The organism is Salinibacillus aidingensis (genome assembly GCF_055393355.1).
This window is the reverse complement of the sequence record NZ_AP043759.1, coordinates 20,971-44,782: the sequence shown is the minus strand read 5'-3', so window position 1 is coordinate 44,782 and position 23,812 is coordinate 20,971. Positions and strand designations below refer to the sequence as shown.

At 41.9% G+C, this 23,812-nt stretch carries 22 protein-coding genes and 2 other annotated features; all 22 genes read right to left on the bottom strand.

Annotated features, from left to right (window positions below):
• Positions 1-353 precede the first annotated feature (353 nt).
• Positions 354-1,544: an elongation factor Tu gene (gene tuf, locus ACZ5OK_RS00225; RefSeq protein ID WP_343843759.1), complete on the bottom strand. Its 1,191-nt coding sequence runs from the start codon at positions 1,542-1,544 to the stop codon at positions 354-356.
• Between the two features lie 142 nt (positions 1,545-1,686).
• Positions 1,687-3,762 carry an elongation factor G gene (fusA, locus tag ACZ5OK_RS00220; RefSeq protein WP_343843757.1) on the bottom strand — a complete coding sequence of 692 codons (2,076 nt, stop codon included), beginning with the start codon at positions 3,760-3,762 and terminating at the stop codon, positions 1,687-1,689.
• 45 nt (positions 3,763-3,807) lie between these two features.
• Positions 3,808-4,278 (bottom strand): 30S ribosomal protein S7, encoded by a 471-nt coding sequence (gene rpsG / locus ACZ5OK_RS00215; protein ID WP_044153359.1) that lies wholly within the window; start codon positions 4,276-4,278, stop codon positions 3,808-3,810.
• A gap of 48 nt (positions 4,279-4,326) precedes the next feature.
• Positions 4,327-4,740, bottom strand: coding sequence for a 30S ribosomal protein S12 (gene rpsL, locus ACZ5OK_RS00210; protein ID WP_343843754.1), 414 nt, complete (start codon positions 4,738-4,740; stop codon positions 4,327-4,329).
• Between the two features lie 105 nt (positions 4,741-4,845).
• Positions 4,846-5,097 (bottom strand): 50S ribosomal protein L7ae-like protein, encoded by a 252-nt coding sequence (locus ACZ5OK_RS00205; RefSeq protein ID WP_343843751.1) that lies wholly within the window; start codon positions 5,095-5,097, stop codon positions 4,846-4,848.
• 123 nt (positions 5,098-5,220) lie between these two features.
• Positions 5,221-8,835 (bottom strand): DNA-directed RNA polymerase subunit beta', encoded by a 3,615-nt coding sequence (gene rpoC, locus ACZ5OK_RS00200; RefSeq protein WP_343843748.1) that lies wholly within the window; start codon positions 8,833-8,835, stop codon positions 5,221-5,223.
• A gap of 49 nt (positions 8,836-8,884) precedes the next feature.
• Complete coding sequence (gene rpoB, locus ACZ5OK_RS00195; protein ID WP_343843745.1) at positions 8,885-12,430, bottom strand: DNA-directed RNA polymerase subunit beta; 3,546 nt, start codon at positions 12,428-12,430, stop codon at positions 8,885-8,887.
• A gap of 509 nt (positions 12,431-12,939) precedes the next feature.
• Positions 12,940-13,545: a class I SAM-dependent methyltransferase gene (locus ACZ5OK_RS00190; protein ID WP_343843742.1), complete on the bottom strand. Its 606-nt coding sequence runs from the start codon at positions 13,543-13,545 to the stop codon at positions 12,940-12,942.
• Positions 13,546-13,717: 172 nt separating this feature from the next.
• Positions 13,718-14,083, bottom strand: coding sequence for a 50S ribosomal protein L7/L12 (rplL, locus tag ACZ5OK_RS00185; protein WP_044153365.1), 366 nt, complete (start codon positions 14,081-14,083; stop codon positions 13,718-13,720).
• A 95-nt stretch (positions 14,084-14,178) separates the two neighbouring features.
• Positions 14,179-14,682 carry a 50S ribosomal protein L10 gene (gene rplJ / locus ACZ5OK_RS00180; protein ID WP_343843738.1) on the bottom strand — a complete coding sequence of 168 codons (504 nt, stop codon included), beginning with the start codon at positions 14,680-14,682 and terminating at the stop codon, positions 14,179-14,181.
• 39 nt (positions 14,683-14,721) lie between these two features.
• Positions 14,722-14,882: a sequence feature (ribosomal protein L10 leader region), on the bottom strand.
• 55 nt (positions 14,883-14,937) lie between these two features.
• Entirely contained in the window at positions 14,938-15,630 is a 693-nt protein-coding gene (gene rplA, locus ACZ5OK_RS00175) for a 50S ribosomal protein L1 (protein WP_343843735.1), read from the bottom strand.
• Between the two features lie 113 nt (positions 15,631-15,743).
• Positions 15,744-16,169: a 50S ribosomal protein L11 gene (gene rplK, locus ACZ5OK_RS00170; RefSeq protein WP_044153370.1), complete on the bottom strand. Its 426-nt coding sequence runs from the start codon at positions 16,167-16,169 to the stop codon at positions 15,744-15,746.
• A 149-nt stretch (positions 16,170-16,318) separates the two neighbouring features.
• Entirely contained in the window at positions 16,319-16,852 is a 534-nt protein-coding gene (gene nusG, locus ACZ5OK_RS00165) for a transcription termination/antitermination protein NusG (RefSeq protein WP_044153371.1), read from the bottom strand.
• A 181-nt stretch (positions 16,853-17,033) separates the two neighbouring features.
• Complete coding sequence (gene secE / locus ACZ5OK_RS00160) at positions 17,034-17,204, bottom strand: preprotein translocase subunit SecE (protein ID WP_343843729.1); 171 nt, start codon at positions 17,202-17,204, stop codon at positions 17,034-17,036.
• A 32-nt stretch (positions 17,205-17,236) separates the two neighbouring features.
• The gene (rpmG, locus tag ACZ5OK_RS00155; RefSeq protein ID WP_162038903.1) at positions 17,237-17,386 is read right to left on the bottom strand and encodes a 50S ribosomal protein L33; all 150 of its coding nucleotides are present in this window, start codon (positions 17,384-17,386) and stop codon (positions 17,237-17,239) included.
• Between the two features lie 74 nt (positions 17,387-17,460).
• Entirely contained in the window at positions 17,461-18,111 is a 651-nt protein-coding gene (gene sigH / locus ACZ5OK_RS00150; protein ID WP_343843867.1) for an RNA polymerase sporulation sigma factor SigH, read from the bottom strand.
• Positions 18,112-18,199: 88 nt separating this feature from the next.
• On the bottom strand, positions 18,200-18,709 hold the full coding sequence (locus ACZ5OK_RS00145; protein ID WP_343843722.1) for an NYN domain-containing protein: 510 nt from the start codon (positions 18,707-18,709) through the stop codon (positions 18,200-18,202).
• Between the two features lie 3 nt (positions 18,710-18,712).
• Complete coding sequence (gene rlmB / locus ACZ5OK_RS00140) at positions 18,713-19,453, bottom strand: 23S rRNA (guanosine(2251)-2'-O)-methyltransferase RlmB (protein WP_343843719.1); 741 nt, start codon at positions 19,451-19,453, stop codon at positions 18,713-18,715.
• A gap of 3 nt (positions 19,454-19,456) precedes the next feature.
• Entirely contained in the window at positions 19,457-19,861 is a 405-nt protein-coding gene (locus ACZ5OK_RS00135; protein WP_343843715.1) for a Mini-ribonuclease 3, read from the bottom strand.
• 3 nt (positions 19,862-19,864) lie between these two features.
• Positions 19,865-21,268, bottom strand: coding sequence for a cysteine--tRNA ligase (gene cysS, locus ACZ5OK_RS00130; RefSeq protein ID WP_343843712.1), 1,404 nt, complete (start codon positions 21,266-21,268; stop codon positions 19,865-19,867).
• 6 nt (positions 21,269-21,274) lie between these two features.
• The gene (cysE, locus tag ACZ5OK_RS00125; RefSeq protein ID WP_343843709.1) at positions 21,275-21,949 is read right to left on the bottom strand and encodes a serine O-acetyltransferase; all 675 of its coding nucleotides are present in this window, start codon (positions 21,947-21,949) and stop codon (positions 21,275-21,277) included.
• A gap of 99 nt (positions 21,950-22,048) precedes the next feature.
• Positions 22,049-22,265: a binding site (T-box leader), on the bottom strand.
• 45 nt (positions 22,266-22,310) lie between these two features.
• Positions 22,311-23,777: a glutamate--tRNA ligase gene (gene gltX, locus ACZ5OK_RS00120; RefSeq protein ID WP_343843706.1), complete on the bottom strand. Its 1,467-nt coding sequence runs from the start codon at positions 23,775-23,777 to the stop codon at positions 22,311-22,313.
• Positions 23,778-23,812 lie beyond the last annotated feature (35 nt).

Genomic DNA, 23,812 nt, shown 5'->3' with positions numbered 1-23,812 from the left:
TTATACATACATATTCATCGGATTTCAACATACAGATGCATATGGTATAATTTTCCTTCTGAGTTGTGATACATATCTTATTTAACCAAAGGGTTTTGCATTAATGAGAGTTGTCTTTTTTTCAACTGATGAAGGTTATATTGTAACACGATTGCGATTCAAGGTCATTCACCATATGTATAATGAACTTTTTAGTAAGTTGTTTTTTTAATATATCCTTTATATTCTTCTATCTTCTTTGTCCTTCAAGATCAATACAAGTTTTCCATATTCCCGAATTTATATCAATCATCCAACAAAAAAAGGAGCTATCTCATTCATTGAGATAGCTCCTTTTTGCAAATCCTTATTCATTACTTTTCAATTGTAGAAACAACACCAGCGCCTACAGTACGTCCGCCTTCACGGATAGAGAATTTCGTACCGTCTTCGATAGCGATTGGAGAAATAAGCTCAACATCCATTTCTACGTTATCGCCAGGCATAACCATTTCTACTCCTTCAGGCAGCTGGATAACACCAGTTACGTCTGTTGTACGGAAGTAGAACTGTGGACGGTAGTTAGAGAAGAATGGAGTGTGACGTCCACCTTCATCTTTAGATAGTACATAAACCTCTGCTTTAAACTTTGTGTGTGGTGTGATGGAACCAGGCTTAGCTAAAACTTGGCCACGGTTTACTTCTTCACGGGCTACACCACGTAGAAGTGCACCAATGTTGTCACCAGCTTCAGCGTAGTCAAGAAGCTTACGGAACATCTCAACACCAGTTACAGTTGTTTTGGAGGATTCTTCAGCAAGTCCGATGATTTCTACATCGTCACCTACTTTTACTTGTCCACGCTCAACACGACCTGTTGCAACTGTACCACGACCAGTGATGGAGAATACGTCCTCAACTGGCATCATGAATGGCTTATCAGTGTCACGGTCTGGAGCTGGAATGTACTCATCAACAGCATCCATAAGTTCAAAGATTTTGTTTACATACTCTTCTTCACCTTCAAGAGCTTTAAGAGCTGAACCGGCAACTACTGGAATGTCATCACCAGGGAAGTCGTATTCAGATAGAAGATCACGTACTTCCATTTCTACTAGTTCTAATAGCTCTTCGTCGTCTACCATGTCAACTTTGTTTAGGAATACAACAATCGCTGGCACACCAACCTGACGGGATAGAAGAATGTGCTCACGAGTTTGTGGCATTGGACCATCAGCTGCAGAAACAACAAGAATCGCACCATCCATTTGTGCTGCACCAGTGATCATGTTTTTAACATAGTCAGCGTGACCTGGGCAGTCAACGTGTGCATAGTGACGAGTATCTGTTTCATACTCAACGTGTGCAGTAGAGATTGTGATTCCACGTTCACGCTCTTCTGGAGCACCGTCGATAGTGTCATAAGCCATTGCTTCACCAGTACCTGTCTTGTTGTAAAGAGCAGTAGTGATAGCTGCAGTTAAAGTAGTTTTACCATGGTCAACGTGACCAATAGTTCCAATGTTAATGTGCGATTTGGAACGATCAAATTTTTCTTTACCCATTTATATTTCCTCCTTAAATAAATAATTGTTTCCTATGGATAGAATTTATATAGTTTACTTGGAAGTGCGGATCATAGAGACTTACACACACTCCCAAGCCTCTAACTTCATTTATAATGGATGAGGATGAAAAAATCAATTATCATCCATTATTTTTTTTAATAATTTCATCAGAAATAGATTTTGGCACCTCTTCATAGTGACTGAAGTGCATAGTGTACGTTCCACGTCCTTGTGTGTTGGAACGTAGTGACGTTGCATAACCAAACATTTCTGATAGTGGAACAAAGGCATTTACTACCTGTGCGTTTCCACGTCCTTCCATACCTTCAACGCGTCCACGACGGGATGTAACATCACCCATAATGTCACCCATGTATTCTTCAGGAATCACAATTTCCACTTTCATCATTGGCTCAAGAAGAACCGGGTTACATTTGTTTTTCGCCTCACGAACAGCCATTGAAGCTGCTACTTTAAACGCCATCTCGTTAGAGTCAACGTCGTGGTAGGAACCATCATATAAAGTAGCTTTTACATCGATAAGAGGGTATCCTGCAAGAACTCCATTTTCAAGAGCTTCCTGAATTCCCTGATCGACGGATGGAATGTATTCACGAGGAACAACCCCTCCGACAATTTTATCGACGAACTCATATCCTGCACCTTCATCATTTGGTTCGAATTTAACCCAAACGTGACCATATTGTCCACGTCCACCGGATTGTCGAACAAATTTACCTTCAACTTCGGCAGGTGCACGGAAGGTTTCGCGGTAAGCAACCTGTGGTGAACCAATGTTTGCTTCCACTTTAAATTCACGCTTCAAGCGGTCAACGATAATATCAAGGTGAAGCTCACCCATACCAGAGATAATGGTCTGACCCGTCTCTGTATTGGTTTCAGCCTTAAAGGTTGGATCCTCTTCAGCTAATTTACCCAAGGCAACGGACATTTTATCCTGGTCTGCTTTTGATTTTGGCTCGATGGCCACAGAGATAACCGGCTCTGGGAATTCCATGGATTCAAGAATAATATTACTTTTCTCTGCAACCAGAGTATCACCAGTACCTGTATCTTTTAAACCAACAGCAGCAGCAATATCACCGGCATAAACCGTTGAAATTTCTTCACGGGAGTTTGCATGCATTTGCAGAATACGTCCTACACGTTCACGCTTATCTTTCGTTGAGTTCTGGATATAAGAACCAGAGCTCAACGTTCCTGAATATACCCGGAAGAATGTAAGCTTACCAACATATGGGTCTGACATTACCTTAAAGGCAAGAGCTGAGAATGGCTCATTGTCATCCGCCTTACGAACAACCTCTTCCTCTGTTTCTCTGTCTTTACCTTCAATTGGAGGTACATCTAATGGAGATGGCAGATAGTCAATAACTGCATCAATCAGTAATTGAACCCCTTTGTTTTTGAAGGCAGAACCTACTAGTACAGGATAGAATTCAACGTTTAGTGTAGCTGTACGAATTGCTTGTTTAAGTTCCTCATTCGTAATCTCTTCACCTTCAAGATACTTCATCATGAGGTCCTCATCCAATTCAGCTACAGATTCCACTAATTTGGCGCGATATTCTTCTGCCTGCTCCTTGTATTCATCAGGAATAGGTCTTGATTCTGTACGAGTACCGAGGTCATCCATGTAATAGAATGCCTGCATGGTGACTAAATCAATAATACCTTCAAATTCATCTTCGGCACCGATAGGAAGTTGAACCGCTTGTGCGTTTGCACCTAAACGATCATGCAGGGTGCTTACTGAGTATAGGAAGTCCGCCCCTACTTTATCCATTTTGTTAACAAACACAACACGCGGTACATGATAGGTTGTAGCCTGACGCCAAACCGTTTCTGTCTGCGGCTCCACTCCGGATTGCGCATCCAGTACGGCCACGGAGCCATCCAAAACACGCAATGAACGTTCAACTTCTACCGTGAAGTCCACGTGTCCTGGTGTATCAATGATATTGATACGGTGATCTTTCCACTGAGCAGTTGTTGCAGCGGAAGTAATGGTAATTCCGCGTTCCTGCTCCTGATCCATCCAGTCCATTTGGGAAGCACCTTCGTGAGTTTCCCCAATTTTATGGATACGTCCTGTATAGAAAAGAATACGTTCAGTTGCGGTTGTTTTACCGGCATCAATATGGGCCATTATCCCAATATTACGTGTTCTTTCCAAGGAGAACTCTCTAGCCATGAACTTTTCTCCTTCCTAGAGTATAGTTTTGTAGAATGAATGTCATTACCAGCGATAATGAGCAAATGCTTTATTGGCTTCTGCCATTTTGTGCATATCTTCACGTCTTTTTACTGCTGCACCTGTGTTGTTGGATGCATCAAGAATTTCGTTTGCAAGACGTTCTTCCATCGTCTTCTCACCGCGTTGGCGGGAGTATAGGACAATATGACGAAGACCTAATGCCTGACGACGTTCCGGACGAACCTCAACTGGTACCTGATAGTTTGAACCACCAACACGACGGGCACGAACTTCAAGCACAGGCATTACGTTTTTCATCGCTTCTTCAAATACTTCCATAGCATCTTGTCCGCTGCGTTCATTAACTAGTTCGAACGCTTTGTACAAAATCTTTTGTGCTGTTCCACGTTTACCGTCAACCATAATCTGGTTAATCAAACGTGTTACGAGTTTAGAATTATAAATCGGATCTGGCAGTACGTCACGTTTTGCCACTGGACCTTTACGAGGCATACGTTCCCCTCCTTTCATTCTGTTCAATTATTCTGGTTTGTATAAAAGTTATTTCTTAGGTCTCTTTGTGCCGTATTTGGAACGACCTTGCTGACGACCTTCAACTCCTGCAGTATCAAGAGCACCACGTACAACATGGTAACGCACACCTGGCAAGTCTTTAACACGACCACCACGAATTAATACAACACTGTGCTCTTGCAAGTTATGACCAATACCAGGAATGTAAGCACTAACTTCAATTCCATTTGTTAAACGAACACGTGCATATTTACGAAGTGCTGAGTTCGGTTTCTTAGGTGTTAGTGTTCCAACACGTGTACACACGCCACGTTTTTGTGGTGAGGATTGGTCAGTCATTTTCTTTTTATGACTATTATATCCTTTGTTTAGTGCTGGAGAGTCTGACTTTCCAGTTCTGGTTGTACGACCTTTACGTACTAATTGGTTAATAGTTGGCATCTTAGTTTTCCTCCCTTCATTCGCCGTTTTGTAATACCACACATCCAGGTGGTTCATAAAAAGGCAAAAAAACAAAGTCTTAACGATCACATAATCGCCAGAGCTTTATTTCTTTATTGCGACGGTAGCTGCACCAACATCAATCCCGCATGCTTTTCCCAATTGCTTCATGGAATCCACATAAACGACGGGTGTCTTTAAATCTTCAGCCAGGCGTACTACCCTATCAGTTACTTTTCGTTCAGCATCTTCTGCAACGAATACCTCTGAAACCTGGTCGCTCTTTAAAGCCTTCATTGTCTGTTTTGTACCTATTACTGCTTTCGATTTATCCTGTGCTACTTTTTCATAAGACATATGCATCCTCCAAAGCAACAGGGCTAAATAGAAGCACCTTGAATATATTATCACTCTAGATTATGAAAGTCAACCTTGATTTTCATATCATCCAAGGTGCTCTATTTACCTATTTAACATTGATTACTGTGTTGTTATTTGTTCGTTGACTTCCTCTGAAACAACTTCAGGTTCAACGTTCTTTTTCATATCTATGCTGCGGTAACGGTTCATTCCGGTACCAGCAGGAACAAGTTTACCAATAATCACATTTTCTTTCAAGCCTAATAGTTCATCCCGTTTTCCTTTGATAGCTGCATCTGTCAGTACCCTTGTTGTTTCCTGGAAGGATGCGGCTGATAAGAATGAATCCGTTTCAAGGGATGCTTTGGTAATACCTAAAATGACTGGCTTACCTACAGCAGGATTTTCTCCATCTCTAAGCGCCTTCGTATTAGCATCTCTGAATTGGAATGTTTCCAGCAGTGATCCTGGAAGTACATCTGTTTCACCAGATTCAACGACACGAACCTTTCTAAACATCTGACGTGTCATAACTTCAATGTGCTTATCAGAGATTTCAACACCCTGCATACGGTAAACTTTCTGAACCTCTTTCAGAATATACTTCTGAACCGCTTTTGTACCGCTAACCTTCAGAAGCTCTTTAGGATCAATAGAACCTTCTGTTAACGGCTGACCTGCTTCGACTTTATCTCCTGTAGTTACTTTTAGTCGTGCGTTGTAAGGCACATTATAGGTCTTGCTTTCTACTTCACCCTGTACAACAATTTCAAGTTTATCTTTTACTTCATTAATGTTCTCAACCGTACCAAATATTTCGCTGATTACGGCCTGACCTTTAGGATTTCTTGCTTCAAACAATTCCTGAATACGCGGAAGACCTTGTGTGATATCGTCTCCTGCTACCCCACCAGTGTGGAAGGTACGCATTGTAAGCTGTGTACCTGGTTCCCCGATGGATTGAGCTGCAATGATTCCCACTGCTTCTCCCACTTCAACTTCTGAACCTGTAGCAAGGTTACGTCCATAACATTCCTTACATACCCCATGTTTTGTATTACATGTGAATACGGAACGAATATAAACTTCCTCAATACCTGCATTAACAATCTCTTTTGCTTTGTCTTCTGTAATGTATTGATTACGACGAAGAAGAACTTCACCGGTCTCAGGGTGACGGTGAGTCTTAAAGGCTGTACGTCCGATAAGACGATCGATTAATGGAACGATAATTTCGTCCCCTTCTTTTAAGGCACTGACGAACATACCACGGTCGGTACCACAGTCATCTTCACGAACAATTACATCCTGTGCAACATCTACAAGACGACGTGTCAAGTATCCGGAGTCAGCTGTCTTAAGCGCGGTATCCGCAAGACCTTTACGGGCACCGTGTGTTGAAATAAAGTACTCAAGTACAGTCAGTCCTTCACGGAAACTGGATTTGATCGGAAGTTCGATAATTCGACCGGATGGATTGGCCATCAGACCACGCATACCTGCAAGCTGAGTGAAGTTTGATGCGTTACCACGTGCACCGGAATCACTCATCATAAAGATTGGGTTTGTCGATTCAAGAGACTGCATCAGTTTATCCTGAATATTATCTTTTGCTTCCGTCCAGATAGCGACCACGCGATCATAACGTTCCTCACCGGTGATTAAGCCTCGGCGGAACTGTTTAACAACTTTATCGATTTTTTCCTGTGCCTCATCCAGGATTTCCTGCTTTTCAGAAAGAACAACGATATCAGATACACCGACAGTAATACCCGCCTTCGTCGAGTACTCAAAGCCTAAGTCCTTCATTCTGTCTAGCATCTTGGATGTTTCTGTAATCTTATAGCGTTTAAAGACCTCCGCAATGATATCTCCCAGAATACCTTTCTTAAATGGAGGAATAACTTCGCGTTGGGCGATTTCTTCAGGTACGTTTGTGCCCTTAGCAATAAAGTATTTTTCAGGCGTTTTTACCTCTAAGTTATCTGCTGTCGGCTCATTCAGATAAGGGAATGCATTTGGCAGCATATTATTAAAGATCAGTTTACCGACAGTAGTCAGAAGCAGCATGCCGTTTTGTTCTTCTGTAAAAGTTTTGTTGTTTAAAGACCCGGCATCTACAGCAACACGCGTGTGAAGGTGTACATAGCCGTTTCGATAAGCCATTAATGCTTCGTCTAAGTCTTTAAATACCTTCCCTTCACCAACAGCATTTTTTCTCTCAAGAGTTAAATAATAGTTCCCTAATACCATATCCTGTGATGGTGTAACAACTGGTTTTCCATCTTTAGGATTCAAGATGTTCTGAGCAGCAAGCATCAGAATACGGGACTCCGCCTGTGCTTCCGCAGATAATGGAACGTGCACAGCCATTTGGTCACCGTCAAAGTCTGCATTATATGCTGTACAGACTAATGGGTGAAGACGAATCGCACGACCTTCAACCAACGTCGGTTCGAATGCCTGGATACCAAGCCTGTGCAAGGTTGGTGCACGGTTTAATAACACTGGATGTTCCTTAATGACTTCTTCAAGAACATCCCAAATCTCCGGATGCAGCCGTTCAATTTTACGTTTTGCTGATTTAATATTATGAGCAATACCACGGTCAACAAGCTCTTTCATAACGAATGGCTTGAATAATTCAATAGCCATTTCTTTCGGCAGACCACATTGGTACATCTTAAGGCTCGGACCAACCGCAATTACGGAACGGCCAGAATAGTCTACACGCTTACCAAGTAAGTTCTGACGGAAACGACCCTGCTTACCTTTTAACATATGAGATAAGGATTTCAGCGGACGATTTCCCGGTCCTGTAACCGGACGGCCTCTGCGTCCATTATCAATCAGGGCATCTACAGCTTCCTGAAGCATACGTTTTTCATTTTGAACGATAATCGTTGGTGCACCTAAGTCCAACAAACGCTTCAAACGGTTGTTACGGTTAATCACACGACGGTATAAATCGTTCAGATCGGATGTAGCAAAGCGGCCGCCGTCCAGTTGAACCATTGGTCGAAGTTCTGGAGGTATGATTGGTAATACATCTAACACCATCCATGACGGATCATTGCCGGAATTACGGAAGGACTCAAGTACCTCCAGGCGCTTAATGGCACGAGTTCTGCGCTGACCCTGAGCCGTTTTCAGCTCTTCCTTCAGCATATCAACTTCTTCGTCTAAATGAACATCCTGAAGAAGCTTGCGGATGGCTTCAGCTCCCATTTGAGCCTGGAATGTTGCCCCATATTTATCCCGGTATTGACGATATTCTCTTTCGGACAGCAATTGCTTCTTTTCAAGTGGTGTGTCACCAACATCAGTTACGATATAAGCCGCAAAGTAAATGACTTCCTCAAGCGCACGTGGGGACATATCAAGTACCAGACCCATACGGCTTGGAATTCCCTTAAAATACCAAATGTGAGAGACAGGGGCAGCTAATTCAATATGCCCCATACGCTCTCTTCGTACTTTGGATTTTGTAACTTCGACTCCACAACGGTCACAAACAATCCCTTTATAACGCACCCGCTTATACTTCCCGCAATGACATTCCCAATCTTTTTGAGGGCCGAAAATACGTTCACAGAATAAACCGTCTTTTTCCGGCTTTAACGTACGGTAATTAATGGTTTCTGGTTTTTTAACCTCACCATAAGACCAGGAACGAATTTTTTCAGGTGCGGCTAAACCTATCTTCATGTATTCAAAATTATTTACATCTAGCAAAGGGCCTACCTCCCTTAGATTATCCGGATTTTCGCTAGTTTACCTTTTATCAATTTGCGTCTTCACGTTGTTCCATATCTACATTCAATTGTTCAGCAGATTGATCATCTTCTTCAATATCACGCATTTCAATCTCAGATTCATCACTTGATAGAATCTTCACATCCATGCCAAGACTTTGCAATTCTTTAATTAATACCTTGAATGACTCTGGAACGCCTGGTTCAGGAACATTATCTCCCTTAACCACAGATTCGTAAGTTTTCACACGACCGACAACATCATCGGACTTGACAGTCAGGATTTCCTGGAGTGTATAGGCTGCACCATAGGCCTCTAATGCCCAAACCTCCATCTCTCCAAAACGCTGTCCCCCGAACTGTGCTTTACCACCAAGTGGCTGCTGAGTTACAAGGGAATATGGTCCAGTTGAACGAGCGTGCAGTTTGTCATCCACCATATGTGCCAACTTAATCATGTACATGACACCAACGGAGACACGGTGGTCAAACGGTTCCCCTGAACGACCGTCATAAAGGACGGTTTTTGCATCCCGGGACAGACCTGCTTCTTCCAATGTATCCCATACGTCATAGTCGGAAGCACCGTCAAATACTGGCGTTGCGACGTGTATACCTAGTTCACGAGCAGCCATTCCGAGGTGTAATTCTAATACCTGACCGATATTCATACGGGATGGCACACCCAGTGGATTAAGCATGATATCAATAGGTGTTCCGTCAGGTAAGAATGGCATATCCTCTTCCGGAAGAATGGTTGAAATAACACCTTTGTTTCCGTGACGTCCGGCCATTTTATCCCCGGCATTGATCTTACGTTTCTGAACAATGTAAACACGCACTAATTGATTGACACCTGGAGGCAATTCATCGTCGTCTTCACGGTTAAAGATTTTAACATCAAGGACAATACCTCCGCTGCCATGCGGAACACGTAATGAAGTATCCCGTACTTCACGGGCTTTTTCACCAAATATGGCATGCAGCAATCTTTCTTCGGCTGTTAGTTCTGTAACACCTTTAGGAGTTACTTTACCTACTAAAAGATCTCCGTCACCCACTTCAGCTCCAACTCGTATAATTCCCCGCTCATCAAGGTTGCGCAGGGCATCTTCACCTACGTTTGGAATGTCACGAGTAATTTCTTCCGGCCCTAATTTCGTATCACGTGCCTCTGATTCATACTCTTCAATATGAATAGATGTATAAACATCATCTTTTACAAGGCGCTCACTCATAATAATAGCGTCCTCATAGTTGTATCCATCCCAGGTCATGAAGCCGACGAGTACGTTTTGACCAAGAGCCAGTTCACCTTGCTCCATGGATGGTCCATCAGCAAGAATATCACCTTGTTTTACTCTTTCCCCGTTCTCAACAATTGGCTTCTGGTTATAGCAAGTTCCCTGGTTGGAGCGAATGAATTTCTGGAACTTATAAACGTCTACATCTCCTTTTACCTCTTTCCCATCAACTTCGGAAATGCGACGGACATGTACTTCTTTAGCTTCTACTCGCTCAACAACCCCGGCATGCTTGGCTCTAACCGCAGCACCTGAGTCCTTACCGGAAACGTATTCCATACCAGTACCCACAATTGGTGATTTTGGATTAATCAACGGTACAGCCTGGCGCTGCATGTTTGCACCCATAAGCGCACGGTTGGAGTCATCATTTTCAAGGAATGGGATACAAGCTGTCGCCGCAGATACCACCTGTTTTGGTGATACGTCCATATAATCAATACGATCTCGACGGACGACTGTGTTTTCTCCTCGAAAACGGGCAATAACTTCTTCTTCAACAAATCGGCCTTCTTCATCTAAGCTGGCGTTTGCCTGCGCAACTACATAGTTATCTTCTTCATCCGCTGTCAAATAGTCAATCTGCTCAGTAACCTTACCTGTCTCAGGATCCACTCGTCGATAAGGGGTTTCAATAAAACCGAATTCATTGACCTTGGAATAAGAAGATAATGAGTTAATCAAACCAATGTTCGGACCCTCAGGTGTTTCAATCGGACACATACGGCCATAGTGAGAATAGTGAACGTCACGCACTTCAAAACCGGCGCGTTCACGGGTGAGTCCGCCTGGTCCAAGTGCTGACAGACGTCGTTTATGAGTCAGTTCAGCTAATGGGTTCGTCTGGTCCATAAACTGTGAAAGCTGCGAGCTTCCAAAGAATTCTTTAATAGATGCAATAACAGGTCGAATATTAATGAGCTGCTGTGGTGTAATAGAATTCGTATCCTGAATGGACATCCGTTCACGGACAACTCTTTCCATCCTGGATAAACCAATCCGGAATTGGTTTTGAAGCAGTTCACCAACTGAACGTAAACGTCTGTTACCCAAATGGTCAATATCATCTGTATCTCCAACACCATGCAGGATGTTGAAGAAATAACTGATTGATGCAATCATATCAGCAGGGGTAATATGCTTCACATCATAATCAATACCAGCATTACCTGTTACCTTTAGCGTTCTTTCACCTTCAGGGTCTGATGGATCCATAATCTTAATGGACTGTATGCGCACAGGATCATCAAGAACGCCTTCATGTGGTTCAAGAATCTGTTCGCCCACATTTTCCTCAGAACCTTCCAGATAAGGCAGAAGTTTATTCAGAAGTGGTCGATCAATTTTATCCCCTTTTCGGCCGATCACTTCACCCGTTTCCTCATCAACAATGGTTTCAGCCAATGTCTGATTAAATAAACGGTTTTTAATATGCAGCTTTTTATTCATTTTATAGCGACCTACACGTGCAAGGTCATAACGCTTGGGATCAAAAAAGCGTGAAATCAGCAGACTTTTTGCACTTTCAAGAGTAGGCGGTTCACCTGGACGCAGACGCTCGTAAATTTCAAGCAGCGCCTTTTCACTGTTTTCAGTGTTATCCTTATCCAAGGTGTTTTTCAGAAATTGATTTTCGCCAATTAAATCAATAATTTCTTCATCAGTTCCAAATCCTAAAGCGCGAAGCAGAACAGTGATCGGAAGTTTACGCGTACGGTCAATACGTACATGCGCAACATCTTTCGCATCTGTTTCAAACTCCAGCCACGCACCACGGTTAGGGATTACGGTTGTGGTATACCCTTTTTTACCGTTTTTATCGATTTTTTCACTGAAGTACACACTTGGAGAACGGACTAACTGTGAAACAATGACACGTTCAGCACCATTTATAATAAAAGTACCGGTGTCTGTCATGAGAGGAAAATCTCCCATAAATACTTCCTGTTCTTTCACTTCACCTGTATCGTTATTTAACAAACGAACTTTCACACGTAGAGGAGCGGAATAAGTGACATCTCGCTCTTTTGCCTCACCCACTGGATACTTTGGTTCACCAAAGCTGTAATCCACAAATTCCAACGATAAATTGCCAGTAAAATCTTCAATTGGAGAAATGTCCTTAAACATTTCCTTCAAACCTTCTTCTAAAAACCACTGGTAGGATGCAGTCTGAATTTCGATAAGGTTTGGTAATTCCAGTACCTCACTTATACGTGCGTATGTCCTACGCTTGCGTAGTCGACCATATTGAACTAGTTGACCTGCCAACTGATTCACCCCTCAAAACAAGCATATTTATTATAGAAAACCCAGACTTCCACACTCTAAAAGCCCGGAGTTTACTGAACAAAATCGTAATGATAAGATTATCCGGTCCTTATCTGTCCGGATCCGGAACCTTAAACAGAACGGCATACTGAACATGCTTGCTTCTGATTTGTTTATAAATCTCCACAAGCATCGGGCAGCAGTCGTTCCAGAGAAAAGCCAACATGGACGTCAGTGTTTATTCCAAGATGTATCATGCTGGACTGTAAAGAAAATAGAATCCTAATACATATACGTATAAAGGCTGAAAGGTATTTACACTTTATGGAGAAGTATGGTTATGTAGTTCTGCATCATATATTTCTTATAAGTCTTACAATATCTCTACTGATTTTATTAGTGTAACCAAACTTTCGCATGTTCTATACCTTATATCAAAAATATAAAAATCCCCCTTGACAAGAGGAAGTTATTATTGGCATTTTTTAATAATAGCACAGCTTAAAAACTCAGTCAAACTTTACTGCTCTTAAAAGATAATAACCTTTATCTTTCTTCATCACACTTACTTCCGAAAAAATTTCTTCTAATTTTTTCTTTGCAGATGGAGCCCCCTGTTTCTTTTGAATAACTACCCACAAAGCTCCACCACTCTTTATATAATCAAAACTATTTTCAAGTATGGTGTGAACAACTTTTTTACCCGCACGGATTGGCGGATTGGTAAGAATCGCCGCAAACTTTTGCTGATCGAATGCCGCAAATAAATCACTCTCTAAAACCGTAACATTTGAAATGCGATTCTGTTCAGCATTCTGCACAGCTAATCCTAACGCTCTTTTGTTGATATCACTCATAAAAACGTGTCTATGCGGAAAGGATTTAGCAAGGCTTAGTCCGATAGGTCCATAACCACAGCCAAGGTCCAGAAAATCACCTTCCGCTTGTGGCTCTTCGAAGTTTTCTATTAGTACTCCCGAACCAAAATCAACCCCACCCTTTGAAAAAACACCAATATCCGAAGTAAATTGTAATGGATAATTCCGAAGTCTGTATGTCCACGTTGCAGGGTTACTTTTACTTGAAGGATCTGTTGAATAATAATGCTCCGACATAGAATGAACACCACCTGTTTTTCAAGCATGTCATGTTTAAATCTAGTTATATCCCAAACATAAAGTTACATACTTGGAAAAGCTGATATAACATGGAGGATGCTTTATAATTTCCTGCACCATATAAGAAAAGCTCGCCGGTGTCCAGCGAGCTTTTCTCTCTATCATTTTATTACTTCAATTCTACAGAAGCACCAGCTTCTTCTAGTTTACCTTTGATTTCTTCAGCTTCTTCTTTAGAAGCGCCTTCTTTAACAGGCTTTGGTGCGTTATCTACTAGATCTTTTGCATCTTTCAGGCCAAGACCAGTGATTTCGCGTACGGCTTTAACAACTTTAATCTTGGAAGAACCTGCATCTGAAAGTTCAACATCAAATTCTGTTTTCTCTTCAGCAGCCTCTCCGCCTGCAGCGCCACCAGCTACAGCAACAGGCGCAGCAGCTGTTACACCAAATTCTTCTTCGATTGCTTTAACTAAATCGTTCAGTTCAAGAACGGACATTTCTTTAATTGCGTCAATAATTTGTTCTTTAGTCAATTTCATTTCCTCCTTATAATTTGTAATTAATTTTATAAACCGTTTCTTTCGGCTTATCTATATAAACTGACTTAAAAATCTGAATAACCAGGCGATTAAGCCCCTTCTTCTTCATCCTTTTGGTCCGCAATAGCTTTTGTTGCATATGCGAAGTTACGTACTGGTGCCTGAAGCACATTAAGCAGCATGGATAGAAGACCTTCGTAGGATGGAAGCTCGGCAAGCTCTTTGATTTGATCAAGAGTTGCTACGTTCCCCTCAATAATTCCGCCTTTAATTTCTAAATCCTGATGCTCTTTAGCAAAATTATTTATAATTTTAGCCGGAGCTACAACATCATCCTTACCAAATGCTAGTGCTGTTGGTCCAACTAACACTTCGTCAAGTTCCTGAAAGCCTGTCTCTTCTGTTGCACGGCGAGTCATTGTGTTTTTGTAAACTTTAAAATCCACATCTGCTTCACGCAGCTGTTGACGGAGTTCAGTTACTTCTTCAACATCAAGTCCGCGATAATCAACAAGAAGAGTGGTTTTGCTGTCTTTTAGTTTATCAGCAATATCGGAAACAATTTGTTTTTTGTGTTCGATGATTTGGCTCACTTTTCCACCTCCTATGGTTTGTTTATACCGATTGCGGGTGTATTCATTAAAAATACCTCCACTGAAAGACAGAGGAGGTATACGCATTAACCAATTTATAAACATACATGGTGTATGTTTTACATATCGTATTAACACACCTCGGTAGGAAATTAAGCGATAAACGCACCTACTGTCTTCGGTATTTCTTATATTTAATTTAACAACAAATCATATTATATTCAAAATCAAACCCGGTGTCAATATCTATTTTAATTATAGATATTTAGAAACGTCTACGTGTACGCCAGGTCCCATTGTTGAAGAAATAGATACGTTGCGCATGTAAACACCTTTGGAAGATTGCGGCTTAGCCTTAACAACCTGTTCAACAACAGCTTCAAGGTTTTCTACAAGCTTTTGATCTTCAAAGGATACTTTACCGATTGGTACATGGATGTTACCGGATTTATCAACACGGTATTCAACCTTACCAGCTTTAATTTCGTTAACGGCTTTTTCTACTTCAAAAGTTACAGTACCGGTTTTAGGGTTTGGCATTAGTCCTTTAGGTCCTAACACACGACCAAGCTTACCTACTTCAGCCATCATATCAGGAGTTGCTACAACAACATCAAAATCAAACCATCCCTGGTTAATTTTGTTGATGTAGTCCTGCTCTCCTACATAATCAGCTCCAGCAGCTTCTGCTTCCTTGGCTTTATCCCCTTTAGCGAATACTAATACTCGCTGAGTTTTACCGGTTCCGTGTGGAAGCACCATTGCTCCGCGGATTTGCTGGTCTGCTTTCTTAGGATCTACGCCCAGACGAAAAGCAGCTTCAACAGATTCATCAAAGTTTGCTGTTGCAGCCTTTTTCACAACTTCAACAGCTTCATTTATTTCATATGCTTTTGAGCGATCCACAAGCTTTAAAGCTTCTGCATGCTTTTTGCTTTGTTTAGCCATACTATTTTCCTCCTCAAAATTGTGGTTTTAACGGTTTTACCTCCCACTATAAAGGTTGCGGAAGTTTTACTGGAACCCCCGCAACCTCTACCTACTTCCACGAAAGCGTGGGATTAATCCTCAATTACAATACCCATACTACGCGCGGTTCCTTCAACCATACGCACAGCAGCTTCCACGTTAGCAGCATTTAAATCAGGCATTTTTGTCTCTGCAATTTCGCGTACTTTATCGCGTTTTACAGTCGCAACTTTATTGCGGTTTGGTTCACCTGATCCTGACTTGATACCGGCCGCATCCTTCAATAGAACTGCAGCAGGCGGGGTTTTCGTAACAAATGTAAATGAACGGTCTTCAAAAACCGTAATTTCAACCGGAATAATCATACCAGCTTGTTCCTGCGTACGAGCGTTAAATTCCTTACAGAATCCCATGATATTAATACCAGCCTGACCCAATGCAGGACCTACTGGTGGAGCTGGGTTCGCTTTACCTGCAGGAATTTGCAATTTAACAACTTTAATTACTTTTTTAGCCACGAGACACACCTCCTTAAGTCCGTGATGTGGTATTTGGGGTCCTGGCCCCTCCCACTTATTTTCAACTTTATAAAATCCTCATACTCTAGGCATAAAGAACATAAAAATTTTAGCATCTTTACCTTACAATTGCAAGGGGTATTCCTGGATTATAGTTTTTCCACCTGTGAAAATTCCAGTTCTACCGGGGTTTCCCGTCCAAACATATTTACATGGACCTTGATTTTTTGCTTATCTAGATCAATCTGCTCCACTGTACCAGCGAAATTGGCAAACGGTCCATCTGTTACACGAACATTTTCATTTATTTCAATATCAATATCGGTAACAGGTTCATCAATACCCAGGCGCTTCAGAATAGTGTCTACTTCTTCCGGTAAGAGAGGGATAGGCTTCGTTCCAGATCCGGTTGAACCAACAAAACCTGTTACACCAGGTGTATTACGTACAACATACCATGAGTCATCCGTCATCACCATTTCAGCAATTACGTAGCCCGGGAAAACTTTCTTTTTATTGGTTTTCCGCTTCCCATTCTTAATCTCCGTTTCTTCCTCTTCAGGAACCAGTACGCGGAAAATTTTATCCTGCATCCCCATGGTTTCTACTCGCTTCTCTAAATTTGTTTTTACTTTATTTTCATACCCTGAATACGTATGAACGACATACCAATTCTTTTCCATAAGTTAGGACAATCCTTTGTCCTTCCCTCCCTTACTCATAGTATCTAGTGTCAGCTGATGTATAATGAGACTCCGGACAATCCTTTCATCTCTGAAAATCTGTTCAATAGAAAAAAACCCTTATCGCGGGTTTTTTCCATGAAATAACTATATTTTACATTATAGCATATTTATCGTTCGTTTATTCAAAAAACAGTTCTAATATTTGTGAAATGCCTAAATCTACAACGGCAAAAAATACGGTTACAAATGCAACAGTTGTCACAACTGTAATCGTGTAACGGGTCAGCTCTTTGCCTTTAGGCCAGCTAACCTTCTTCATTTCACGAACGACATCTTTCAAAAACTTCATGTTTGAACCCCCAACCTGCAAAAAACAGTCGTTTATTTTGTTTCTGAATGGAGTGTTTGCTTTCCACATTGCCTGCAATACTTTTTTATTACAAGTCTATCTGAATCTGATTTGCTATTTTTATAAGTTGTATAATTTCGATTATGGCATTCTGAACAAGCCAAGATGATTTTTTTACGCACGATTTATCATCCCTCTATCAGGGTCTTGTCACTTATCTAAATTTAGCATGTGTCACGGGGTCTGTCAATCTATACTAGGGGGTTAGTCCATTCAGCTCCAAATATCGTTCCAGTTTGCGTTTCACTCGCTGTAGTGCATTGTCTATTGATTTTACATGACGATTTAATTCTGCGGAAATCTCCTGATAGGAGCGACCATCCAGATACAAATTCAGCACCTCTTTTTCCAGGTCACTTAAGATTTCGCTCATTTTATCTTCCATATCCCCATAGCGTTCCCGTGTAAGGATTAGCTGTTCAGGGTCCATCGTCTTTGAACCTTCCAATACATCCAGTAATGTACGATCAGACTCTTCATCATAAATAGGCTTGTCCAGGGATACATAGGAGTTCAGCGGAATATGCTTTTGCCTGGTAGCGGTTTTAATAGCGGTAATAATTTGCCTGGTTACACAAAGTTCTGCGAAGGCTTTAAAAGAAGATAGCTTGTCCTCCTGATAATCCCGTATAGCTTTATAAAGACCAATCATACCTTCCTGTACAATATCCTCACGATCTGCCCCAATTAAAAAATAAGTCCTTGCTTTTGCACGTACAAAATTACGGTATTTGTTAATTAAGTACTCCAGCGCCTGACTATTCCCACTATGAACAAGCTCCACTAATATTTCATCTGAAGTATGCTCTAAATCAATATCTTGGTTTTCGTGATCCTCGAGTCTGATGGTCACACAGGATTCCCCCTGATTCACATAATCCGTGATATAACGTTATTATACAGGAATTGTCAAAATTGCGTCAACGTTGTTAATTTTACTTCTTGCCTCTTCTCCACTTTTCAAAGATTTCTAAGACATCTTTATCGATCGGAATTTTTGCCCTGGTCTGGACAGAGTGTCTCACCTTCACATCCTGCTCAATTTCACTTTCTATGTTTTCCGTCTCAATCAGTAATTCCCTTGCTGAGAGCCGAAATGCCCCCTGAGCAAAAATCGTGCGCTGCTCTGTATAATCAGAGGTAGCCACATAAACCTTTGTCTTAATATTTTTGATCTCCCCTACAAGCTTTTCAATCCGTTCGTCTGCAGTTTCATGTTCCCGGGTATAAATCACTTGTACATTTCGATGTTTATTTTTCGTTTCAATCCCCTGTACACCATAAGCATCAAAAACAATAATTACGCGGGAGCCAGTGTAAGCTTGATAATCGGCCATTTTTTCTGCCAGAAGCTCACGGGCCTGTGCCAGATCCCTATCTCTCAGGACCTGCAGTTCGGGCCAGGCACCAATGATATTATATCCATCCACAATTAGCACATCCATTGTCTATTCACCTATTGGACTGCGTTTCCGATAGACTTCGTACATGAGTAAACCCGCGGCAACAGATGCGTTCAGCGAAGTAACCTTTCCCTTCATCGGCAGACTGACCAGCCAGTCACACTTATCCCTGACCAGGCGACTCATTCCTTTTCCTTCACTGCCAATCACAAGGGCAAGAGGCATATCACCGTTTAATTCACGATAATCCTCTGTTCCCTTTGCATCTGTACCAGCTACCCAGATATTTTTCTCTTTTAACTCATCAATGGTTCGAGCCAGGTTGGTAACTCTGGCCACAGGGATATACTCAACAGCACCTGTAGAGGCTTTGACAACGGTCTGGGTCAGCTGAACAGAGCGTCTTTTAGGGATAATAACTCCATGAGCACCTGTTGCATCAGCTGTACGTAAAATGGACCCCAGATTATGTGGATCCTCAAGCTCATCTAAAATAATGAAGAAGGGGCTCTCTCCCTTTTTTTCCGCATTATCATACAAGTCATCAAGAGTTGCATAATCATAAGCGGCAATGGAGGCAGCAACCCCCTGATGATGCTGGCCGATCTGATCCAGCTTTCGTTTAGGAACAGCTTGTACCGTTACCCCTTTCTTTTTCGCAAGCTGCTGGATTTGCTTTGCAGACTGGGGCTTCAAATTTTCCAGAACCATGACTTTGTTCATTTCGCGGCCCGACTTCAATGCTTCGATGACTGGATTTTTACCGACAATCCATTCTTCCTTCATACGCTACCGGCTCCTTTCTTCAGTATTCTGTATGGCATGATGAATAAGCTGTTCCAGTCGTTCGTTATTGCCCGTTAAATAATGAAAACCCAAAAGTGCTTCAAAGGCTGTACTATATCGATACGTCATGACATCTGTATTTTTAGGGACTCTGGATTTTGCATTTCGGCCTCTGCGAACAACACCTGATTCTTCATCATCAAGAAACTCCTCCGACAGCCACGTCTTCAGCACCTTAGACTGAGACGTGGCTGCCACAAACTCTACAGCTTTATGGTGTAATTGATCGGGCTGGACAAAGCCTTTTTGAATTAAATATTCCCGAATATACTTGTCGTATATGACATCCCCCATATAAGCAAGAGTTAAACTTTTCATTTGTTTTACGTCCAGTTTTTTCTCCGTCATATTCTAGCCTCTTTTCCACCGGGTTCCCTGAGGAGTATCTTCCAAAACAATATTTTTTTCTTTTAATTCATCGCGAATCTGATCTGCACGTGCAAAGTCCCGATTTTTTCTGGCCTGATTTCGTTCTTCTATTAATTGTTCAATCTCATCATCAAGCAGTTCATCCTCTTCCTCTGCGATTGATACCCCGAGGATGTTCATAAGGTCATCAATGGTCTGTATAAAAGCATCAATAACCCCTGTGGATGTATGACTCTCCTGCAGATACACATTCCCTTCTTTTGCTAAATCAAATAAAACAGAAATCGCATTTGCCGTATTAAAGTCATCGTCCATTTCGGTCATAAAACGGTTTTTAAATTCTTCAATTCTTTGATACCATTCATCGTCCTGGCCGGTAAGATTCGTGCTTGCCTGCTTACGGTGAGCCAGGTTGACCCGGGCCGTTCTGATTCTGTCCAGTCCGTTTTCCGCACTTTCCAGCAGGGATTTGCTGAAGTTAATCGGGTTCCTGTAGTGCACACTCAGCATAAAGAAACGGACTACATTAGGATCCTGTTCCTTAACCACATCGTGAACGAGGACAAAATTTCCCTGGGATTTAGACATTTTTTCATTTTCAATATTAATATAACCATTATGCATCCAGTAATTTGCGAAGGTTTTTCCGTTCAGTGATTCAGATTGAGCAATTTCGTTTTCGTGGTGTGGAAAGGATAAATCCTGCCCTCCAGCATGAATATCAATGGTTTCTCCCAAGTATTTTTTCGCCATCGTCGAGCATTCAATATGCCAGCCCGGACGACCTTTGCCCCATGGACTATCCCAGGCAATTTCATTCGGCTTGGCAGGCTTCCAGAGAGTAAAATCCAGTGGGTCATGCTTTTTCTCGCCTACTTCAATTCTTGCCCCTGACCGCAGTTCATCGATGGACTGATGGGAGAGCTTTCCATACTCATCAAAGGAACGGGTTTTAAAATAAACATCTCCATCCTCTTCATAAGCATAGCCAGCATCAATTAACCCCTGAATAAATTCAATAATATCGTCCATCGTTTCCGTTACACGGGGATGGCGGTCCGCTTTTCTCACACCAAACGCACTGACATCCTCATGGTAGGCGTTAATAAAACGGTCTGCTACTTCAGGAACCTCCATCCCTAATTCGTTTGCCGCTTTTATCAATTTATCATCTACATCTGTAAAATTTAAGACGTATTTCACGTCATATCCTCTGTACTCCAGATAACGTCTTACAGTATCAAACACAATAGCAGGACGGGCATTCCCTATGTGTATATAGTTATAAACGGTAGGACCGCATACATACATTCTAACTTTTCCATCTTCCAACGGTTTAAATGCCTCTTTTTGTCTTGTCAGTGTATTATAAATCTGAATGGCCACTACTCATCACTCCTTATGCACACTTTGCATGGCAGATTTCAATTCTTGTACTTCCTCTTCCAGTTGTTTGATTTTATCAGCTACAGGGTCAGGCATTTTATGGTGATCGAGGTCTTTCCGAACCTTTTTCCCATCCTGGACAACAACCTTCCCCGGAATACCGACCACGGTGGAATTATTCGGCACATCACGTAATACAACCGAACCTGCTCCGACTTTTGAATTTTCTCCTATCGTAATGGACCCGAGCACTTTTGCACCTGAGGCGATTAATGCATTGTTCTTCACGGTAGGATGCCGCTTCCCTTTCTCTTTTCCGGTCCCACCTAATGTTACACCTTGAAACAGGGTGACATTATCACCAATTTCACACGTTTCCCCGATAACAACCCCCATGCCATGATCAATAAAAAAACGTTTTCCAATTTTGGCACCAGGATGAATTTCAATTCCGGTAAAAAACCGGGATACCTGTGAAATCAGACGCGCAAGGAACAAAAGCTTACGTTTATAACAAGCATGGGCCACCCGATGCGCCCATATGGCATGCAAACCTGAATATAATAAAATAACTTCAAACCGATTGCGTGCAGCTGGATCCTGGTCAAACACAACATCCACATCAGCCTTTAACAATTTAAAAAATCCACCCATACCTGTTTCCCCTCCTTGTTGATTCATCAAAATCTGAAATCCATTTAGAAAGACACGACTTTCCCCAGTTCCTCTAATCCGAAGCTTTAAAAAGTATAAAAAAAGAACGTCCCTGTATAAAAGCTATACAGAGACGTTCGCACGCGGTCCCACTCTGTTTAGGAACGATCACTCATTCCTCAACTCAGTCTCGTAACGGGAGATCGCCGCCCTTGTATACTACTATTCAACAAGGGACTCAGAGGTGCATTTCAAAAGGGTCCTGTAGAATCACTTTCAGCCGGTGGCGATTCTCTCTGTATACAGGATGAGCCTTTTTACTTCTCCTCATCAACGTTCAGTTAGATATTCCTGTTATACTATATTATAAACGATAAATTTGGTGACGTTAACGTATGCGCTCCTTAACATTTTTTAATCTTACTTTAACTGTCTCCAGTCCTAACAAATGAATGGCATTTGGGAGCTCCGGACCATGGCTTTGTCCTGTAGTAGCCACACGGATCGGCATAAACAATTTCTTGCCTTTTGCGCCCGTTTCCTTTTGCGTCGCCTTAATAGCTGCCTTAATTTCCTGCGGCTCAAAGCTTTCCAGTTCTTCAAGCTTATTCAGGAAGGTTTCCATCACTGCAGGGACTTGTTCACCGCTTAAAATTTCCATACCTGCATCATCATAATCAATTTCCTGTCTGAAGAAAAGTTCAGTAAGCTCCACAATTTCAGCTCCATAGCTTAACTGTTCCTGATAGAGTCCGATCAGCTCCTCTGCCCACTTCCGCTGAGTATCGTCCATTTTTTCCGGTAATTTCCCTGCATGAACTAAATGCGGAAGCGTCAGGTCAATAATACGGTCTAAATCGGCTTCTTTGATATACTGATTGTTCATCCATTTTAGTTTGTTCGGATCAAAAACAGCCGGAGATGTAGCGAGACGGGTTGCATCAAAAATTTCAATAAACTCCTCTTTCGTAAACAGCTCCTCTTCACCCTCAGGAGACCAGCCAAGAAGAGCGATGAAGTTAAACAGTGCTTCAGGTAAATACCCAAGCTCCTCATATTGCTCAATAAACTGGATAATGCTCTCATCCCGCTTGCTCAATTTTTTCCGTTCTTCATTTACGATCAGGGTCATATGACAAAAGGTTGGAACGTCCCATCCAAACGCTTCATAGATCATCATTTGCTTTGGTGTATTGGAAATATGATCCTCTCCACGCAGGACATGGGTAATCGCCATGAGATGATCGTCAATTGCCACAGCAAAATTGTATGTAGGCGTTCCATCCTTCTTCATAATCACCCAGTCACCGAAATCCTCTGACTCGAAAGTAATATTGCCTTTTACAATGTCCTTAAAGCGATACGTGTGATTTTGAGGAACCTTTAAACGAAGGCTTGGTTTTCTGCCTTCCGCTTCAAATTGCTGCTGTTGTTCCTCGGTCAAGTCACGGTGAGCACCGGAATAACGAGGCACTTCTCCCCGGGCCCTCTGCTCTTCCCGTTCCTTTTCCAGTTCCTCTTCGGTCATATAACATTTATAAGCAAGACCTTTTTCTAACAGCTCATTTGCATACTTTTCATAGAGATCCAAGCGCTCCATTTGGCGATAAGGACCGTAATCTCCACCGATGTCGATACTCTCATCCCAGTCAATACCTAACCACTTAAGATATTTTAACTGGCTGATGTCTCCACCCTCTACATTTCGTTTCTGGTCCGTATCCTCAATCCGAATGATAAATTTACCGCCAGTCGCACGGGCAAATAAATAATTAAATAATGCGGTACGCGCATTTCCAATATGAAGGTGACCGGTTGGACTCGGTGCGTACCTTACCCGAATATCATTTGTCATATATATACCCCTTCCTTATTCTCGTTTTCCAATTA

What these genes read in the sequence shown, in the direction of transcription:
- tuf (WP_343843759.1), bottom strand. Translation starts at nt 1,544, where the DNA reads ATGGGTAAAGAAAAATTTGATCGTTCCAAATCGCACATTAACATTGGA.
- fusA (WP_343843757.1), bottom strand. Translation starts at nt 3,762, where the DNA reads ATGGCTAGAGAGTTCTCCTTGGAAAGAACACGTAATATTGGGATAATG.
- rpsG (WP_044153359.1), bottom strand. Translation starts at nt 4,278, where the DNA reads ATGCCTCGTAAAGGTCCAGTGGCAAAACGTGACGTACTGCCAGATCCG.
- rpsL (WP_343843754.1), bottom strand. Translation starts at nt 4,740, where the DNA reads ATGCCAACTATTAACCAATTAGTACGTAAAGGTCGTACAACCAGAACT.
- ACZ5OK_RS00205 (WP_343843751.1), bottom strand. Translation starts at nt 5,097, where the DNA reads ATGTCTTATGAAAAAGTAGCACAGGATAAATCGAAAGCAGTAATAGGT.
- ACZ5OK_RS00190 (WP_343843742.1), bottom strand. Translation starts at nt 13,545, where the DNA reads ATGTCGGAGCATTATTATTCAACAGATCCTTCAAGTAAAAGTAACCCT.
- rplA (WP_343843735.1), bottom strand. Translation starts at nt 15,630, where the DNA reads ATGGCTAAACAAAGCAAAAAGCATGCAGAAGCTTTAAAGCTTGTGGAT.
- nusG (WP_044153371.1), bottom strand. Translation starts at nt 16,852, where the DNA reads ATGGAAAAGAATTGGTATGTCGTTCATACGTATTCAGGGTATGAAAAT.
- secE (WP_343843729.1), bottom strand. Translation starts at nt 17,204, where the DNA reads ATGAAGTTTTTGAAAGATGTCGTTCGTGAAATGAAGAAGGTTAGCTGG.
- ACZ5OK_RS00145 (WP_343843722.1), bottom strand. Translation starts at nt 18,709, where the DNA reads ATGGATGTGCTAATTGTGGATGGATATAATATCATTGGTGCCTGGCCC.
- rlmB (WP_343843719.1), bottom strand. Translation starts at nt 19,453, where the DNA reads ATGAAGGAAGAATGGATTGTCGGTAAAAATCCAGTCATCGAAGCATTG.
- ACZ5OK_RS00135 (WP_343843715.1), bottom strand. Translation starts at nt 19,861, where the DNA reads ATGACGGAGAAAAAACTGGACGTAAAACAAATGAAAAGTTTAACTCTT.
- cysE (WP_343843709.1), bottom strand. Translation starts at nt 21,949, where the DNA reads ATGAATCAACAAGGAGGGGAAACAGGTATGGGTGGATTTTTTAAATTG.
- gltX (WP_343843706.1), bottom strand. Translation starts at nt 23,777, where the DNA reads ATGACAAATGATATTCGGGTAAGGTACGCACCGAGTCCAACCGGTCAC.